Source organism: Gordonia caeni (assembly GCF_039537105.1).
In the GTDB taxonomy this organism is placed as follows: Bacteria; Actinomycetota; Actinomycetes; order Mycobacteriales; family Mycobacteriaceae; genus Gordonia; species Gordonia caeni.
Window position 1 is genome coordinate 258,249 of sequence record NZ_BAAAZW010000002.1, and the last position, 15,695, is coordinate 273,943.

Sequence of the window (15,695 nt, forward strand, 5' to 3'; positions counted from 1 at the left end):
TGGTGTGCTTTCTGTTGGCGGGGCGGGGATCAGGAACGGACGAAGCCCGCGTAGCCGTTGGCGGCGGACTTCTCGATGGCGTCGCCGTACTCGACGACGCCGGCGGCGTACGGCATGAACAGCTGGGGCTTACCCTCGATGTTGGCGCCGCGGTACCAGGAGCCGGAGTCGCCGTTGGGCCACAGCGTCATCGCGGCGACCTCTTCGACGGTGGCGGCCCACTTCTCCTGGGCGTCCTTCTCGGCTTCGATCATCGTGTAGCCGTTCTCGCGCATGTCGGCGAGCAGCTGGGAGATCCACTCCACGTGCTGTTCGATGGCGGTCACCATGTTGGCCAGCACCGACGGGCTGCCGACGTTGGCGACGATGATCATGTTCGGGAAACCGGCGGTCGCCAGGCCGAGCTGGGTCTTGGCGCCCTCGGTGCCCCAGGCCTCGGCGAGCGACCTGTTGCCGGTGCCGCGGATGTCCATCTTGGTGAACGAACCGGTGAAGGCGTCGAAGCCGGTGGCCAGGACCACGGCGTCGAAGTCCTCGGTGGTGCCGTCGGCCAGTTCGATGCCGGTCTCGGTGAAGGAGGCCAGCGGCGTCTTCTTGACGTCGATCAGGTGGACGTTGGGACGGTTGAAGGTCTCGTAGTAGTCGGTGGCCACGACGGGGCGCTTGGCGCCCAGCGGGTAGCCCTCGGGCTTCAGCGAGTCGGCCACCTCCTGGTCGTCGACGATCTCGGCGATCTTGCTGTGCACGAACTCGACCACCGCGTCGTTGGCGGACTGCTCGAACATCAGGTCGGCGAACGATCCCAGGAAGTTGATGCCGCCGCCTTCCCAGCGCTCCTCGAAGGTCGCACGCAGTTCTTCGGCGTCCACGTCGGCGACGTTCTTCTCGTTGTCGTCGCGGAAGACCCCTGCCGGATGGTTGCGGTTGCGGTCGCGGCGGTCGGCGTACTCGGCCTTCACCGCCTCCAGCTCACCGTCCTGCAGGGGACGGTTGCGCGTGGGGATCACGAAGTTGGGGGTGCGCTGCAGCACCGTCAGGTCGGCGACGGTCTCGGCCAGCGCCGGGATCACCTGGGCACCGGTGGAGCCGGTGCCGACGACGGCCACGTTCTTGCCCGCGAGGTCTTCGCCCTCCGGCCAGTTCCAGGTGCGCAGCACCTCTCCGGTATACCGGTCGAAACCGGGCAGGTCGACCTCCTTCGGGGTGGACAGGCAACCGATCGCCATCAGCAGGTAGCGCGCCCGGTAGACGCGCCCGTCGTCGGTCTCGGCGGTCCACAGTCCCTGGCTCTCGTCCCAGGTGGCCGAGCTGAGCGTGGTGTTGAAGTCGATGTCCTTGCGGAGGTCGAAGCGATCGGCGACGTGCTTGAGGTAGGCGAGGATGTCGCCCTGTGCCGGGTACTTCTCGGTCCAGTCCCATTCCTGCTGGAGGTCCTCGTCCCAGCTGTAGGAGTAGTCCACGCTCTCCACGTCGCAGCGCGCGCCCGGGTAGCGGTTCCAGTACCAGGTGCCGCCCACCTCCGGCGCGGACTCGACCACGTGGACCCGGTGGCCCTCCGAACGCAGGCGGTGCAGCAGGTAGAGGCCGGAGAAGCCGGCGCCGGCGACGAGCACCTCGGTCTCGTGGATGGTCGTGGGTTTCGGGGTCTGGGTCGTCATGGTTCGTTGCTCCTTGCCGTGGGGATCAGTCCGGGTGTCGGCCCGCCGTGACGTCAGTGGTGCACTTCACCGGAACTCTGGACTGTGACGCAAACTATACGCATGGTTATTATGATTGAAAAGGAGTTGGCGGAATTCGGATACTCCGCCGCGCCGGGATCACGCCGAAGATTCGAGAGTCGTGACATCCGCCACAATCTATGCATATGATCGTCCGAGATTAGAGGAAGGGACGCAATCCCCATGGCAGACCCCGAAGACCTCGAAGAACTGATGCTGCACCGTGCCGGCGAACGGCTCCTGATCGAATACCAGGAGCTCGTCGACGCCCGCGACATCGACGGGCTGGCCGGCATCATCGACCCTGATGTGGAGCTGACCAGGCACGACGGCACCGTGTACGGCGCGCAGGCCTTTCTGGACCTGTACCGGCGATTCGCCGCCGAGGACATCACGGTGGCGCACCACATGGCCACCAACATCCAGGTGTCTCGCCGCGACGACGGCTCGGCGGTGGTGCACTCCAAGTTCCTCGCTCTCACCACACACGGCACCGGCGAGGCCCGGCAGATCTGGGGCCGCTACACCGACCGCATCGCCCGCCGCGACGGACGCTGGCGCCTGCTGTCCAAACGGATCGACGTGTCCTCCATGGCGGTGCTCGACCCGCAGATGCTCGCCCCCGGCGGCATCGACACCTTCGGGGCGATCCCGCGATGAGCGAGACCGTCGAGATCCGGTTGCGGCGCCTGGAAGATCGTGCGGCCATCGAAGATCTGGTGCTGCTGTACTTCCACGTGATGGACGAGCGGGACCTGGCCGGCCTGTCCGCCGTGTTCACCGCCGACGCGCATCTGGGATCGGGCGACGGCGTCTTCGACGCGACCGGGCTCGCCGCCCTGGAGGAGATCTACCGGGAACGGTTCGCGGTCCTGGGACCCACCTTCCACTTCTCCCACGGTGTGTTGATCACCCCGGACCCGGACGACCCGGACACCGCCACCGGTGTGCTCACCGGCCACGCCGAACTGGTGCGCAACGGCGAGCCGACGCTGGTGGCCCTGCGCTACCGCGACGTCTACCGACGCACGCCTGCCGGCTGGCGGATCGCCGACCGTGTCATGTCGTACTTCTACTACTGCTCGGCCGAGGAGTACGCGACGGTGCTGGTCTCCGCGGAGCGCAATCGCGCCTACGCCCGGCCCGGGCCCGCCGATTGGCCGACGGTCCTGCGGGCCGAGTCCGGTGGCCGGGCCCCGGACTGGCTGCGCGCCCTCACCGCACCCACCGAGTGACCGCGTGCATTCCCGACCTCCCGTACTTCCGACTTCCCTGTATTTCCGACTTCCCTGTACTTCCGACTTCTAGGAAAGGCGCCGACATGGCACTGCGTGAACGAATCGAAGACCTGGTGAACCGCTACTCCCTGGCGTACGACACCTCCGACCTGGACGAGATGGGACGGATCTTCAGCGACGACGCCGTCTTCCGCATGCGGCTGCCCGACGCCGATCCCGTCGAGTTCGCCGGCAAGGCGGCGATCATGGAATTGATGGCCGGTGCGATGGGCTCGCAGAGCGACCAGCGGCGCCACATCAACTCCAACCTGATCGTGCACCCGGGTGCGGGCGAAGAGATCACCACCACGCACTACCTGACCCTGGTGGGCACCGCGAACGGGGAGATCACGCTGATCACCGCCGGGGTCTACCGGCTCCGGATCGCCGACCGCGACGGCGTCCTGACGCTGCGCGAGCTCGACCTCGAGCTCGACCGGCCCTACTGACCGCGGCGAGGAGAACTCCGATGAATCAAGGACTGATCCCGGCGAAGTGGGCGGCGCTGACCCCCGGCGCGCAGGCCGTGTACGACGCGGCCGGTGACCGCCGTATCGACTGGCGCAACTTCGACGCGATGGTGCGCCGGATGGCCAACGGCCTGCTGGCCCGCGGCCTGGTGAAGGGCGACATCGTCGCCATGCTCTCGCGCAACTGCATCGAATACCAGGCGCTGTACTACGCGGCCGGCCGGGCCGGGCTGGTGACGCAGCCGCTCAACTGGCGGCTGGCGACGCCGGCGCTGGCCGACCTGATCGCCGACGCCAAGCCCAAGGCGGTCATCATCGAGTCGGAGTTCGCCGACGTCGGTGCGCAACTGCAGGGGCTCGTCGACGTTCCGCGCTGGTTCGAGTTCGGGCCCGACGGCGACGGCAGCCTGGAGGCGCTGATCGAGGCGGCCTCCGACGACGAGGTGGCCGGCGTGGATCTGGTGGCGCCGGACGATCCGTTCTTCCTGCTGTACACCGGTGGCACCACCGGCCCGTCCAAGGGGGCGTTGCACAGCCACGCCAGTGCCGCGGCCGGCATGCTGAATCAGACTGTGGCCGAACGTATCGTGCCCACCGACGTCTACATGCTGACCGGGCAGATGTACCACATCCCGATCGTGCTGGCGATGAACTACATGAAGCACGGCTGCCCGCTGGTGCTGATGAACTTCGCGCCCCGGCTGGCGCTGGAATTGATCGAGAACGAACGCGTCTCCGCGTTCCTCGGTGTGACGACGATGCTCAACTGGATGATGGCCGAGAAGGACTTCGCGTCCTTCGACCTGTCCAGCCTGCGCAACCTCCAGTACGGCGGCGGCCCGATGCCGTCCAACATCGTGCGGCAGTCGTTGGAAGCCTTCCCGTGCACCCTGATTCAGGGATACGGGCAGACCGAGGGCACCACGATGACCTTCCTGTCGCAGGAGGATCACACGGCCGCGGTCGCCGGGATCCACAGCGAACGGCTGCGTTCGTGCGGCCGCGAGGGCTTCGTGACGCAGGTCCGGGTGGTCGATCCGCTGACCGGGAAGCCGGTGCCCACCGACAACACCACGCCCGGCGAGATCATCGTGAAGAGCCCGGCCAACATGCTCGGCTACCTCAATCAGCCGGAGCTGACGGCGCGGACCCTCCGGGACGGCTGGATGTGGACCGGCGACGTGGCCACCTGGGACGAGGACCGGTACGTCTTCATCGTCGACCGCGCCAAGGACATGATCATCTCCGGCGGCGAGAACATCTACTCGGTCCAGGTGGAGGAGGCCATCGCCGGCCACTCCGCGGTCCTCGAATGCGCGGTCATCGGCGTCCCGGACGAGACCTGGGGCGAGTCGGTGAAGGGCTTCGTCGTGCTGAAGCCGGGTCAGGAGGCCTCCGAGCAGGAACTGATCGATCAGGCCCGCAAGACCCTCGCCGGGTATCAGAAGCCGCGGTCGATCGAGTTCGTCGACGCCCTTCCGAAGGCGCCGACCGGCAAGATCCTCAAGAGAGAACTGCGTAAGCCGTATTGGGAGGCACACGACCGTGACGTCTGACGTGGACGACTGTTCGGTGGACGACTATTCGGGGCTGGTGGGCCGGGAACTGCCCGGCGGCACCTGCTCGATCGAGCAGTGGAAGGCCTGGCTGATGGCCGATGCGCTCGGCGACGATCCGTGGGCCGGTGGCGTCCACCCGGTGCTCGCCTGGATGACGTCGGTCGGCGGCATGGGCCTGAGCTGGGACGAGTTCTTCGCCTGGTTCGGGGCCACCGCCGCCGACGGTCCGATGTTCGGGGAACACCGCACCGTCTTCCACGGCGAACTCACCTGCGCCGACTACCGGGTGAGCGGCACGATCACCTCGGTCGACCGCAAGTCCGGACGCCGCACGGGCGTCTTCGACGTGGTGGGTTACGAACTGCAGCTGCGGCGCGACGACGAGTTGGTGGCCACCTGCTGGAACTCGCTGATCCTGCCCCGCGGAGGTGCCGCATGAGGCCGGCGAGCGCGGCGACGGCCGTCGGCGACGAAGTCACCGGCCGCGAGATCGTGGTGCGCGCCGAACCGATGAAGACGGTCGCGGCGCTGCTGAACGACCCCAACCCGATCCACTGGGACACCCGCGTGGTGGCCGCCCTCGGCCTGGGCGACGCCCCGGTGAACCAGGGGCCGCTGAACATGGGCTACCTGCAGTCGATGCTGGCGCAGTGGGCCGGCGGCCACGGGCGGCTGCGCGAGTTCCGGGTGCGTTTCGCCGGGAACGTCTTCGCCGGGCAGACCGTCCGGCCGGGCGCGGTGGTCACCGAGATCGTGACCGACGGCGCGCAGCGCGTGGCCGACTGCGAGATCTGGCTGGACGTGGCGGGCGGCGACCGCGTGCTGCACGGGCGGGCGCTGATCGTGCTGCCCGACCCGAACACCGACGATGAGGAGAGGACCGCAGATGGCTGAGTCGGCCGCACGGATCGAGGACGGGGCACTGGAGTTCCAGCTCGCCTACGGCGACTGCGATGCCGTCGGCATCGCCTACTTCGCCATCTACTACCGGTGGATGGAACGCTGCTACACCACCTGGCTGTACTCGCACGGCCTGCGCGGCGGCGAGCTGATCGACGACGTCGGGGTGATGACCGTCGGCCTGAACTCCTCGGCGCGCTACCTGCAGACCGTGCGCGTCTTCGACGCACTGCACTGCCAGGCCGTCGCCGAACGCATCGGCACCACCTCGTACGCCGTCGGATTCGAGTTCACCCGCGACGGCCAGCTGGTGACCAAGGGCGTGATGACCTTCGCCGTCCGCGATCCCGGGTCCTTCGGGAAGGCGCCCATCCCGGAGCCACTGGCGCGCGCGCTGTCCTCCCTGCCGGCACCGAGATTCGCGGTGGAATGAAGGATCTGACGAGCTGGGTACTGGCGCGGACGGCGGTGACCGCGGCGCCCGGCGGCACACCGGACCCGGCCGCCTCCCGCGAATCCCTGCGCGATCTGACCGCGCTGTACGCCATCGCGGTGGACGCCCACGACGTGGCCGCGCTGGAAGCGATGTTCGCCCCTGACGCCGTACTCGACCGCGACGGCGAACGGGCGCACGGCCGCGGCGAGATCCTGGCGCTGCTGCGGGCCTCGATGGACGGCTTCCGCCGCATGCTGCACACCCCGGAGACCCAGGTGGTGCACGTGGACGGGCGTACCGGCGCCGGCATCGCGACCGCGCACGCCGAGCTGGTCACGTCCCGGGGAGTGGTGGTCGCGGCGCACGAGTACGAGGACGCCTTCGCCGTGCACGAGGGCCGGTGGGTGTTCACCGAGCGGAAGATCCGGTTCGTCTACGCCGCCCGGTCCGGCGAGTACGGTGCCACGCTGCCCGACGAGGACCGGGTCCGGCTGCCGGGCGAGCCGCCCCGCGCCATGCGCGGCCGCTGGTTCGCCTGATTCGGAGCCCCCCCGAACCGAAGAATCCCGGAGACCGCGGTCTCCGGGATTCTTGGCTGCGTGGGCGCCGGCGAGTGTCTCAGTGCAGGGCGACCGGCGCCGGGTTGAAGCCCGGCAGGATGGTGTGCCCGGCGTCGATCACGATGTTCTGGCCGGTGACCGCGTAGGACCCGTCGGAGGCCAGCCAGGCGGCGGCGTTGGCGATGGTCTCCGGCGGCAGCGCACCCTGCCCGGCCAGGATGCCGTAGTGCAGTGCGGCCTTGTCGTAGTCGGATCGGTCGGCGCCGGGATGGCCGGCCATCTGGTCGTAGAGTTCCTGAAAGTTGGTCATCGGGGTGTCGATGAGGCCCGGCGCCACCGAGTTGACCCGAATACCGAGCGGGCCCAGCGTCTGCGCAGCGCTGCGCATCAAGCCGAGCACCCCGTGCTTGGCGGCGGTGTAGTGCGCCGCCGACGGATTGCCCATCACCGAGTTCACCGACGTGGTGAGGATGATCGAGCCCGTCTTGCGGTCGATCAGGTGCGGGGTGACGGCCTTCATGGTGCGCCACACGCCCTTGAGATTGACGTCCAGGACGTCGTCCCAGGTCTGCTCGTCCATCTTCCAGAACGGAGCCTGGGTGAAGATTCCGGCGTTGGCGATCAGCACGTCGATCTTGCCGAAGGTCTCGATGCCCTCGGCCACGGCCGCGTCGAGGTCCTCCGACGAGCGGACGTCGGCGATCCGGGTGAGGACCCGGCCGCCGGCCTGCTCCACGAGGCGCCCGGTCTCGGCCAGATCGTCGGCGGTGGCCAGCCGATACCGCACACCGTCGATCGGCCGATCGAGGTCGGTGGCGATCACGTCGGCGCCCTCGCGGGCGGCGGTCACCGCGTGCGCGCGGCCCTGCCCGTGTCCGGCGCCGGTGATGAAGACGACCTTGCCGTCGAGGATTCCCATGGTGTTCTCCTTCGTGTCGAGGGGACGTGCCCCGGCTACAGACCGTTCTTGACCAGCTGGCGGGCGAGGGAGTCGAGGATCACTTCGGTGGAGCCCTCGTAGATGCGGGCCGGGCGCGCGGCCCGGTAGAGGCGTTCGATGTCCGAGCCGCGCACGATGCCGAACCGGCCCATGATCTGCACGCTGCGGTCCACCACCCGCCCGCACGTCTCGGTGGCGACCACCTTGGCCATCGACGACAGGTGCAGGCTGCCGCGCGCATCCCGCGCCGACGCGGCGGCGGCCCGGTAGGTGAGCGAGCGTGCGGCCTCGATGTCGGTCCAGCAGGTGGCCAGGTGTTCGGGGACCGAGCCCAGCTTGGACAGCGGACCGCCGAACTGTTCGCGGGCGTTGGCGTGCTCCAGCGCCAGCGCCAGCGCGCTCTGCGCCATGCCCACCGCGGCGCCGGCCACCGACACCCGGAAGGTGGCCAGGGTGGCCAGTACCAGCGAGAAACCCTGACCGGGTTCGCCGATCCGGTGATCGAGCGGAATCGCGACGTCGGCGAAGATCACGTCGGCCAGCACGTGCGGCGCGATGATCTGGTGGGGGCGCTCGGTGCTCAGCCCGGGGCTGTCGGCGGGCACGAAGAACAGCGAGTAGCCGTCGTCCTCGCGGGCCAGCACGCTGTAGAAGTCGGCGTCGCCGCCGTTGGTGATGAACGACTTGTGCCCGTTCAGCACGATCCGGTCGCCGTCGACCTCCGCGCGGGTGGTCAGCGCCTTCAGGTCCGATCCCACGTGCGGCTCGGTGAGGCACAGCGCGGCGATGGCCTCCAAGCTCGCGACCTTCGGCAGCCACTCGTCGCGCACCGCGTCCGACCCGCCCAGAGCCAGGCCGTAGCTGCCGATGCCCTGCATGGCGAACATCGAGTCCAGATGGGCGCTCTCGGCGGCCAGCTGCTCGCGGACCACCGTCATCGCCAGCGAGTCGACGGCGTCGAAGGTGCCGCCCCACCGGGCGGGCACGGCCAGCGCGGTGAGGCCGGAGGCGGCCAGCCGTGCGCGCACGTCCGGGTCGGTCTCGCTGGCCTCGTCGGCGCGGGCGGCGACGTCCCGGACGCTGACGGCCAGCTCACGGGCGCGGTCCTGCAGGTCGCGGTAGGTCTCCGGCAGGGCGAACAGGTCGGTGGTGGTGTCCGGGCTCATCGTGGCTGAGCTCATTGGGTGTCTCCAGGTGTGGATCGGAAAAGGGGATGTCGGGGTGTCAGTGGGCGATGACGCCGGCGTCGCGGAGGCGGGCCAGAGCATCGCCGTCCAGGTCCAGTCGTTCGGTCAGCACCTGCTCGGTGTGCTCGCCGACGGCCGGGACGCCGTCGTACTCGGGACCGTCGTAGCCGTCCAGGTGCAGCACCGGGCCGGGCATCAGGGTTCCGGCGAGCGTCGGATTGCCGGTGATGCCCACCAGGGTCCGCTCCAGGAAGTGCGGATCGGCCACCACGTCGGCGGCGTCGTTGACCGGCGCCGAAACCACCTCGAACTCTTCGAGGATCGCCAGCACCTCGTCGCGGGGCCGCTGGGCGCACCAGTCGATGACCATCGCCTGCACCTCGTCGTTGTGCTCCAGGCGGGCGGCGTTGGTGGCGTAGCGGGGGTCCTCGATGTCGGCGGCCCGGCCCATCGCGGCGAACAGCCGCGTGGCGATGGCCTGGTTGGAGGCCGCGATCGACAGGAACCTGCCGTCGGCGGCCTCGTAGATGCCGCGCGGAGAGGCGGCGCCGGTGCTGTTGCCGATCCGCTGCTGGACCTCGCCGAGCGCCGTGTACTTGAGGAACATGTCGCCGACGATGAACATCAACGGCTCATAGAGCGCCACGTCGACCACGTCTCCGCGGCCGGTGCGGCTGCGGTTGAACAGCGCCATCGACACGCCCATCGCCGCCGACAGCCCGGCGATGGAGTCGGCGAAACCGAACGGCGGCGAGGTGGGCGGGCTGTCCGGCCAGCCGTTGACGTTCGCGAATCCGCTGGCGGTCTCGGCGACGGTGCCGAAGCCGGGCAGCAACCGGTTGGGACCGGTCTGCCCGAAGCCGGAGACGCGGGCGATCACCAGGCCCGGGTTGATTTCGTGGAGTTGCTCGGGGCTCAGACCCCAGTCCTCCAACCGGCCCGGCCGGAACGACTCGACCAGCACGTCGGCCTGGGCGGCCAACCGCCGCACCAGGTCCCGGCCCTCGTCGGTGCGCAGGTCGATGCCGACCGAGCGTTTGCCGGCGTTGAGCCGGGAGAAGCCCAAGGACAGGCCGTCTTTCTGCGGGATCCACTGGCGGGCGTAGTCGCCGGTCGACGGATCCTCCACCTTGATCACGTCCGCGCCGAAATCGCGGAGCATGCGCCCCGCGGTGGGGGCGGCGTACATGGTGCCCAGTTCCAGGACCCGGACACCGGCCAGCGGCCCCGCAGCGGTCGCAGGGGTACCGGGAGCGGCGGATTCGGTCATCACAGCCTCCACTGGATGTGCTTGGGCTCGAGGTATTCGCGGACGCCCCACTCGCCGAGTTCGCGGCCGACGCCCGAGCGGCCGAAGCCGCCGAAGGGGGCGTCCGGGCGCATGGCGCCGCCGCCGTTGATCCAGACGGTGCCCGCCCGGATCTGCTCGGCGACACGTCGTGCCTCGATCGGGTCGTCGCACCACACGTTGGCGGCCAGGCCGTACGGGGTGTCGTTGGCCAGGCGGATGGCCTCCTCGGTGTCGGCGAACGGCAGGATCACCGCCACCGGCCCGAAGATCTCGTTCTGCACCGCCCGCGCGTCCGGCGGCAGATCACCGAGGAGCACCGGATTGACGAACCAGCCCTTCTCCGGCACCGGCTTGGTCACTTCCAGCAGCTTGCGGCCGCCGGCCGCGACGGACTCGTCGATGAAGCCTTGGACGCTGGCCTGGTGGTCGGGGCGGATCATCGGGCCGATGTTGGTGGCCCGGTCCCACGGATCGCCCACGATCATCTGGTCGAAGGCGCCGGCGCCGGCTTCCAGGAACTCGTCGTACAGGCTCTGGTGCACCAGCAGCCGGGCCAGTGCCGCGCAGCCCTGACCGCCGTTGCGGGACCAGCGCAGATGCATTTCGACGGCGATCTTCTGCACGTCGACGCCCTCGAGGACCAGGCTCGGCGACTTGCCGCCCAGCTCCAGGGTGACGCCGGTGAGGTTCTCGGCGGCCTGCGCCATGATCTTGGCGCCGACACCGTCCGAGCCGGTGAACGAGACCTTGTCCACGCCGCGGTGCGACGACAGCTGTCGGCCCACCTCGACGTCGCCGATGATCACGTTCATCACGCCCGGCGGCAGACCCGACTCCTGGATCAGCTCGGCCATCAGCAGGGTGGTCAGCGGGGTGCGCGGGGACGGCAGCAGCACCACGGTGCAGCCAGCGGCCAGGGCGGCACCGAACTTGAACACCGCCAGGTTGAGCGGGTAGTTGTAGCCGGTGATCGCGGCGACCACGCCCACCGGTTCGTAGCGCACGTCGCTCATCGTCGGGACGGGCTTGTCGAACTCGCCCAGGTGCAGGGTGCGGTCGGTCTTGGCGGCCTCGGCGGCCCACCGCAGATGCTCGTCGACGGCCATCTTGACCTGCAGGTACTCGGCCAGGGCGACGGGGGTGCCCACCTCGTTCACGATGGACGGGAGCAGCCTGTCGGCGGCGCGGTCGAAGGCATCGGCGAGCCGGTGGATGTGGGCGGCGCGCTCGGCCCCGGACAGACCCGCCCAGGCGGGGAAGGCTGCGCGCGCGGCGGCGACGGCCTGATCCACCTGCTCGGCGGAGGCGCCGGCGACGGTGCCGATCACCTCTTCGGTGGCCGGGTTGTACACGTCCCAGACCCCGCCCGCCGGTTCCACGTCTTCACCGCCGATCAGGAGGCTGCGGTTGGGCGGCACCCAGTTCTTGTCGATCGTCGTGGTCTGTGGCTCGGTCATCGAGACGTCCTTCCGGGAAGTGGTGCGCGGGGCGGTGCGCCCGGCATCGGGGGTTGATCAGTCGGCGGCGGGGCCGTCGGTGCGTCGGTGCGCCGCCGCACGGGCCAGCCATTGCGTGGCCTTGTCGTAGTGGGCCTTGTCGATGTGCAGGCCGCGGTAGCGGAGTGCGCCCACGCCCTCGGCGGCGGCCTGCTCATAGGCCGACACCATGCCCTCGTAGAAGGCGATGTCCTCGTCGGACGGGCTGAAGACCTCGTTGACGGTGGCCACGTGCGACGGATGAATGGCGATCATGCCGCGGAAGCCGAGTCGGCGGCCGCGGACGGCGAAGTCCCGCAGACCCTCGAGGTTCTCCAGGTCTTCCCACAGCCCGGTGAGGGCGTGCAGGCCGTGCTCCCGGCAGGCCAGCAGGACGCGGCTGCGCAGATACAGCGTCTCCAGGCCTTCGGGGGTCCACTCGTAGCCGACCTCGCGGGCGATGTCGGCGTGCTCGGCCGACGGGCCGATCATCGCGCCGACCCGCGGGGAGGCACCGGCCACCTCGCGGCAGTTCTGGATGGCTTTCACCGTCTCCACCGGGACGATGTACTCCAGGTCGTCGACGCCGTTGCGGAGCTCGAAATGATCGAGCAGCGCGTCGTACTGGCGCACGTCCACCGCCTCTTCGATCTTGGGCGCGAAGATGCCGGTGAGCCCGGGCACCACGACCGCCTCGAGGTCGCCGCCGGTCAGCCGGGTGGCCAGCGGATTGACCCGGACGAACAAGCCGACACCGGGGTGCTCGGCGCGCAGCCGGCCGATGGTCTGCGCCACCGTCTCGCGCGCGGCCTCCTTCTGCTCGGCGGGCACCGAGTCCTCCAGGTCGAGGACCACGCAGTCGGCGCCGGACGCGACGGCCTTGTCGGCCCAGGCCGGGCGGTGGCCGGGGACGAAGAGGATGGAACGGTAAGGCTGCACGGTGACCTCTTTCGCGGGTGGAATCTACGGCGGGACGGCGGGGCGAATCAGTAGCTGCGGGGCAGGCCCAGCACGTGCTCGGCGGTGTAGTTGAGGACCATCTCCTGGCTGATCGGCGCGATGCGCATCAGCCGGGCTTCGCGGAAGTACCGTTCGACGTGGAACTCCTTGCCGAAGCCGAATCCGCCGTGCACCTGCAGGGCGACGTCGGCGGCGAAGAAGCCGGCCTCGGCGCACAGGTACTTGGCGGCATTGGCCTCGCGGCCGCACGGCAGGCCCTGATCGACCATCCAGGTGGCCTTGTCGAGCACCGCGGCCGCGGCGTCGAGCTTGATGCGGGCCTCGGCGAGCTGGAAGGCGATGCCCTGGTTCTTGCCGATCGGGCGGCCGAAGACCTCGCGCTCGTTGGCGTACTGGACGCCGCGGCGCAGGGCGGCCTCGCCCAGGCCCAGCGCCGCGTTGGCGGAGATGACGCGTTCGGCGTTGAGGCCGCCCAGGATGGTGCGGAAGCCGTGACCGACCTCGCCGACCACGTCCTCGTCGGCGACGAACAGTTCGTCGATGAACAGCTCATTGGTGTCGACGGCGTTGCGTCCCATCTTGGGGATCTCGCGGATCTGCACCTTGTCGCGGTCCATGTCGGCGAACATCAGCGTCATGCCGGCGGTGCGTTTGGCGGATTCGTCACGCGGGCTGGTGCGACACAGCAGCAGCATCTTCTCGGCTTCCTGCGCCTTGGTGATCCACACCTTCTTGCCGGTCACCAGCCAGCCGCCGTCGACCTTGCGGGCGAAGGTCTTGATGTTGGTGGTGTCGGTGCCGGCGTCGGGTTCGGTCACCGCGAACGAGGTGTGCAGTTCGCCGGTCACCACGCGGGGGAGGTACTTGCGCTTCATCTCCTCGCTGCCGTGGTGGATGATCGGCTCGAAGCCGAAGATCCCGATGTGCACGGCGCTGCAGCCGCCCATGCCGGCGCCGGATGCGGAGATCTCGCGCTCGACGATCGCGGCCTCGGTGACGCCCAGTCCGCCGCCGCCGTACTCCTCGGGCACGGTCAGGCCGAGCCAGCCGCCCTCGGCGATGGCGTTGTAGAACTCCCAGGGGAACTCGTGCGAGTCGTCGTGCTCCATCCAGTACTGGTCGGGGAACTTGCTGCACAGGGTCGCGACGGCCTGCCGGATGTCCTCGTGCGTCTGGTCGGTCGAATAGTCCACGGTGATCGTCCTCGTCTACAGGGCTCGTTCGGCGTGCGCGGGCACGGGCACGGGGGGGCTGGCGGCGTCGAAGGTCCCGGGGGGCACGCCCTCGTCGCGGAGGACCGACTTGCGGACCTTCTCCGACGGGGTCTTGGGCAGGTCGTCGACCACGCGGATGTACCGGGGGCGGGCGAAGGCGGGGATGCGGCCGTCGCAGAAGGAGAGGATGTCGGCGGGACTGACCTCCTCGTTCACCACCACGGCAGCGAGCACCTCGTCCTCGCCGGCCTCGACGTCGGCGGGCACACCGATCACCGCGCATTCGCGCACGGCCGGATGCCCGAGGACCACCTGCTCCACCTCGTAGGAGGAGATGTTCTCGCCGCGGCGCCGGAGCGCGTCCTTGTAGCGGTCGACGAAGTAATACCACCCGGCCGCGTCCTGGCGCAGCGCGTCACCGGTGTGGAACCAGAGATTGCGCCACGCTTCGACGGTCTTCTCCGGCATGCCGTAGTAGCCCATACTGCAGATCCACGGTACGCGCGGTCGGACCACCAGCTCGCCGACTTCACCGACCCGCACCTCCTGGTCGGACTCGGGGTCCACCAGGCGGATGTCGAACCAGTCGGAGGCCTGCAGGCCGGCGGCGCCGGCGGGGATGTCCACCCCGTACGGCGACAGGATCGGCGCGGACGTCTCGGTGAGGCCGAAGGCGTTGACGAAGGTCTCGATGCCGTACCGCTCTTTGAAGTCCTCGGCGATGGTCGAGGCGATCGGCGCGGCGTAGATGCAGCGCAGCAGGTTGTCGCGGTCGTTCTCGCGCGGGGGCTGCTTCCAGGCGAAGTCCATCATGACGCCGACGAAGTTGGTCACGGTGACCCCGGAGTCGCGGACGTTGTCGATCCAGCGGCTGGCGCTGAACTTGCGCCGGATCACCGCGCTGGCGCCGGCGACGAGCGCCGGGAAGACCGCCATGAACTGTGCGTTGCCGTGGAACAGGGGAGTGGTGGTGAGGTAGCGGTCGGCGGCGGTGAGCCGGGTCAGCGAGACCACTTCCTGCGCGAAGAAGTACAGCTGCGCGTGCGGCATCGCCACCCCCTTGGAGGGGCCGGTGGTCCCCGAGGTGAAGAAGATCGCGCCGAGGTCCTGCGGCTGCGGGGCGGGGGCGTTCAGTTCGGCCCCGAGCAGCAGCTCGTCCCAGGGGGCGGCCGCGAGGCCCGCGGCCCGCAGCCGGGCGATCGCGCCGGCGCCCGCGCCGTTGTCGATCACCCAGAACTTCTCGATCGCGATGTTCGGGTCCGCCTCGAGGTCCAGGGCCAGGAAGCGGTCGGCGAAGTCGTCGTCGATCACCGCCCATCGGGGAGCGGAGACGGTGAGCTGGTGCCGCAGGAACTCGCCCTCGTAGTTGGTGTTGACGGGTACCTGGACGGTGCCGCCGACGGCGGTGGCCCACCAGCTGAGCACCAGTGACGAGGAGTTCAGCGCCATGATGGCGACCCGGTCGCCCCGGTCGGCGCCGGCGGCGTGCCAGGAGCCGGCGATCTGCTCGGCCGAACGCAGGGCCCCGGCGTAGGTGAGCTCGACCCCTTCCTCCGGGACCAGCAGGCAGGGAGCCTGCGGGGTGGCCGCGGCGTGGGTGCGCAGGACGGTCGCCAACGTCCAGTCCGCGGGGGACGGGAAGTTCGGCGTGATGTCCGTGTAGTGGTTCATGGGTTGAAGATCCTCGTCGTGATCGATGGTCGGCCGG

General features: G+C 69.4%; 16 protein-coding genes. 8 read left to right on the top strand and 8 right to left on the bottom strand.

Translation table 11 applies throughout. From position 1 onward, the window contains the following. Positions 1 to 29: 29 nt before the first annotated feature. Positions 30 to 1,658: a flavin-containing monooxygenase gene (locus ABD732_RS03945; RefSeq protein ID WP_344780804.1), complete on the bottom strand. Its 1,629-nt coding sequence runs from the start codon at positions 1,656 to 1,658 to the stop codon at positions 30 to 32. A 243-nt stretch (positions 1,659 to 1,901) separates the two neighbouring features. Here ABD732_RS03945 and ABD732_RS03950 point away from each other — a divergent pair, with 243 nt between their 5' ends. From ABD732_RS03950 to ABD732_RS03985, 8 genes are all read left to right on the top strand, one after another. Beyond that, positions 1,902 to 2,378, top strand: a complete 477-nt coding sequence (locus ABD732_RS03950) for a nuclear transport factor 2 family protein (RefSeq protein WP_344780806.1) — start codon at positions 1,902 to 1,904, stop codon at positions 2,376 to 2,378. Beyond that, a complete protein-coding gene (locus ABD732_RS03955) occupies positions 2,375 to 2,953 on the top strand; it encodes a nuclear transport factor 2 family protein (RefSeq protein ID WP_344780808.1) in 579 nt (192 codons plus the stop codon). Before ABD732_RS03950 ends, ABD732_RS03955 begins: the two co-directional genes overlap by 4 nt. Positions 2,954 to 3,039: 86 nt before the next feature. Continuing rightward, complete coding sequence (locus tag ABD732_RS03960; protein ID WP_344780810.1) at positions 3,040 to 3,444, top strand: nuclear transport factor 2 family protein; 405 nt, start codon at positions 3,040 to 3,042, stop codon at positions 3,442 to 3,444. 20 nt (positions 3,445 to 3,464) lie between these two features. Next, positions 3,465 to 5,021, top strand: coding sequence for an AMP-binding protein (locus ABD732_RS03965; RefSeq protein WP_344780812.1), 1,557 nt, complete (start codon positions 3,465 to 3,467; stop codon positions 5,019 to 5,021). After that, the gene (locus ABD732_RS03970; protein WP_344780814.1) at positions 5,011 to 5,463 is read left to right on the top strand and encodes a hypothetical protein; all 453 of its coding nucleotides are present in this window, start codon (positions 5,011 to 5,013) and stop codon (positions 5,461 to 5,463) included. Before ABD732_RS03965 ends, ABD732_RS03970 begins: the two co-directional genes overlap by 11 nt. Then, a complete protein-coding gene (locus ABD732_RS03975; protein ID WP_344780816.1) occupies positions 5,460 to 5,918 on the top strand; it encodes a MaoC/PaaZ C-terminal domain-containing protein in 459 nt (152 codons plus the stop codon). The genes ABD732_RS03970 and ABD732_RS03975 overlap by 4 nt, the downstream gene beginning before the upstream one ends. Further along, positions 5,911 to 6,357, top strand: coding sequence for an acyl-CoA thioesterase (locus ABD732_RS03980; RefSeq protein ID WP_344780818.1), 447 nt, complete (start codon positions 5,911 to 5,913; stop codon positions 6,355 to 6,357). The genes ABD732_RS03975 and ABD732_RS03980 overlap by 8 nt, the downstream gene beginning before the upstream one ends. Beyond that, a complete protein-coding gene (locus ABD732_RS03985) occupies positions 6,354 to 6,899 on the top strand; it encodes a nuclear transport factor 2 family protein (RefSeq protein WP_344780820.1) in 546 nt (181 codons plus the stop codon). The genes ABD732_RS03980 and ABD732_RS03985 overlap by 4 nt, the downstream gene beginning before the upstream one ends. Positions 6,900 to 6,978: 79 nt before the next feature. On the opposite strand, the gene ABD732_RS03990 is transcribed toward ABD732_RS03985, so the two are convergent. Genes ABD732_RS03990 through ABD732_RS04020 form a run of 7 tightly spaced genes read right to left on the bottom strand, consistent with a single transcriptional unit; the run spans position 6,979 to position 15,658 of the window. Beyond that, entirely contained in the window at positions 6,979 to 7,839 is an 861-nt protein-coding gene (locus tag ABD732_RS03990) for a mycofactocin-coupled SDR family oxidoreductase (RefSeq protein ID WP_344780821.1), read from the bottom strand. A 35-nt stretch (positions 7,840 to 7,874) separates the two neighbouring features. After that, positions 7,875 to 9,041 carry an acyl-CoA dehydrogenase family protein gene (locus ABD732_RS03995; RefSeq protein WP_344780823.1) on the bottom strand — a complete coding sequence of 389 codons (1,167 nt, stop codon included), beginning with the start codon at positions 9,039 to 9,041 and terminating at the stop codon, positions 7,875 to 7,877. A 43-nt stretch (positions 9,042 to 9,084) separates the two neighbouring features. Beyond that, complete coding sequence (locus ABD732_RS04000; RefSeq protein ID WP_344780825.1) at positions 9,085 to 10,317, bottom strand: CaiB/BaiF CoA transferase family protein; 1,233 nt, start codon at positions 10,315 to 10,317, stop codon at positions 9,085 to 9,087. Then, complete coding sequence (locus ABD732_RS04005) at positions 10,317 to 11,795, bottom strand: aldehyde dehydrogenase family protein (RefSeq protein ID WP_344780827.1); 1,479 nt, start codon at positions 11,793 to 11,795, stop codon at positions 10,317 to 10,319. The genes ABD732_RS04000 and ABD732_RS04005 overlap by 1 nt, the downstream gene beginning before the upstream one ends. A gap of 57 nt (positions 11,796 to 11,852) precedes the next feature. Beyond that, positions 11,853 to 12,752: an HpcH/HpaI aldolase/citrate lyase family protein gene (locus ABD732_RS04010; protein WP_344780829.1), complete on the bottom strand. Its 900-nt coding sequence runs from the start codon at positions 12,750 to 12,752 to the stop codon at positions 11,853 to 11,855. Between the two features lie 47 nt (positions 12,753 to 12,799). Beyond that, entirely contained in the window at positions 12,800 to 13,966 is a 1,167-nt protein-coding gene (locus tag ABD732_RS04015) for an acyl-CoA dehydrogenase family protein (protein ID WP_344780831.1), read from the bottom strand. A gap of 15 nt (positions 13,967 to 13,981) precedes the next feature. Further along, complete coding sequence (locus ABD732_RS04020) at positions 13,982 to 15,658, bottom strand: AMP-binding protein (RefSeq protein WP_344780833.1); 1,677 nt, start codon at positions 15,656 to 15,658, stop codon at positions 13,982 to 13,984. Positions 15,659 to 15,695: the final 37 nt, after the last annotated feature.

What these genes read in the sequence shown, in the direction of transcription:
- ABD732_RS03945 (WP_344780804.1), bottom strand. Translation starts at nt 1,658, where the DNA reads ATGACGACCCAGACCCCGAAACCCACGACCATCCACGAGACCGAGGTG.
- ABD732_RS03950 (WP_344780806.1), top strand. Translation starts at nt 1,902, where the DNA reads ATGGCAGACCCCGAAGACCTCGAAGAACTGATGCTGCACCGTGCCGGC.
- ABD732_RS03955 (WP_344780808.1), top strand. Translation starts at nt 2,375, where the DNA reads ATGAGCGAGACCGTCGAGATCCGGTTGCGGCGCCTGGAAGATCGTGCG.
- ABD732_RS03960 (WP_344780810.1), top strand. Translation starts at nt 3,040, where the DNA reads ATGGCACTGCGTGAACGAATCGAAGACCTGGTGAACCGCTACTCCCTG.
- ABD732_RS03965 (WP_344780812.1), top strand. Translation starts at nt 3,465, where the DNA reads ATGAATCAAGGACTGATCCCGGCGAAGTGGGCGGCGCTGACCCCCGGC.
- ABD732_RS03975 (WP_344780816.1), top strand. Translation starts at nt 5,460, where the DNA reads ATGAGGCCGGCGAGCGCGGCGACGGCCGTCGGCGACGAAGTCACCGGC.
- ABD732_RS03980 (WP_344780818.1), top strand. Translation starts at nt 5,911, where the DNA reads ATGGCTGAGTCGGCCGCACGGATCGAGGACGGGGCACTGGAGTTCCAG.
- ABD732_RS03985 (WP_344780820.1), top strand. Translation starts at nt 6,354, where the DNA reads ATGAAGGATCTGACGAGCTGGGTACTGGCGCGGACGGCGGTGACCGCG.
- ABD732_RS03990 (WP_344780821.1), bottom strand. Translation starts at nt 7,839, where the DNA reads ATGGGAATCCTCGACGGCAAGGTCGTCTTCATCACCGGCGCCGGACAC.
- ABD732_RS03995 (WP_344780823.1), bottom strand. Translation starts at nt 9,041, where the DNA reads ATGAGCTCAGCCACGATGAGCCCGGACACCACCACCGACCTGTTCGCC.
- ABD732_RS04000 (WP_344780825.1), bottom strand. Translation starts at nt 10,317, where the DNA reads ATGACCGAATCCGCCGCTCCCGGTACCCCTGCGACCGCTGCGGGGCCG.
- ABD732_RS04005 (WP_344780827.1), bottom strand. Translation starts at nt 11,795, where the DNA reads ATGACCGAGCCACAGACCACGACGATCGACAAGAACTGGGTGCCGCCC.
- ABD732_RS04020 (WP_344780833.1), bottom strand. Translation starts at nt 15,658, where the DNA reads ATGAACCACTACACGGACATCACGCCGAACTTCCCGTCCCCCGCGGAC.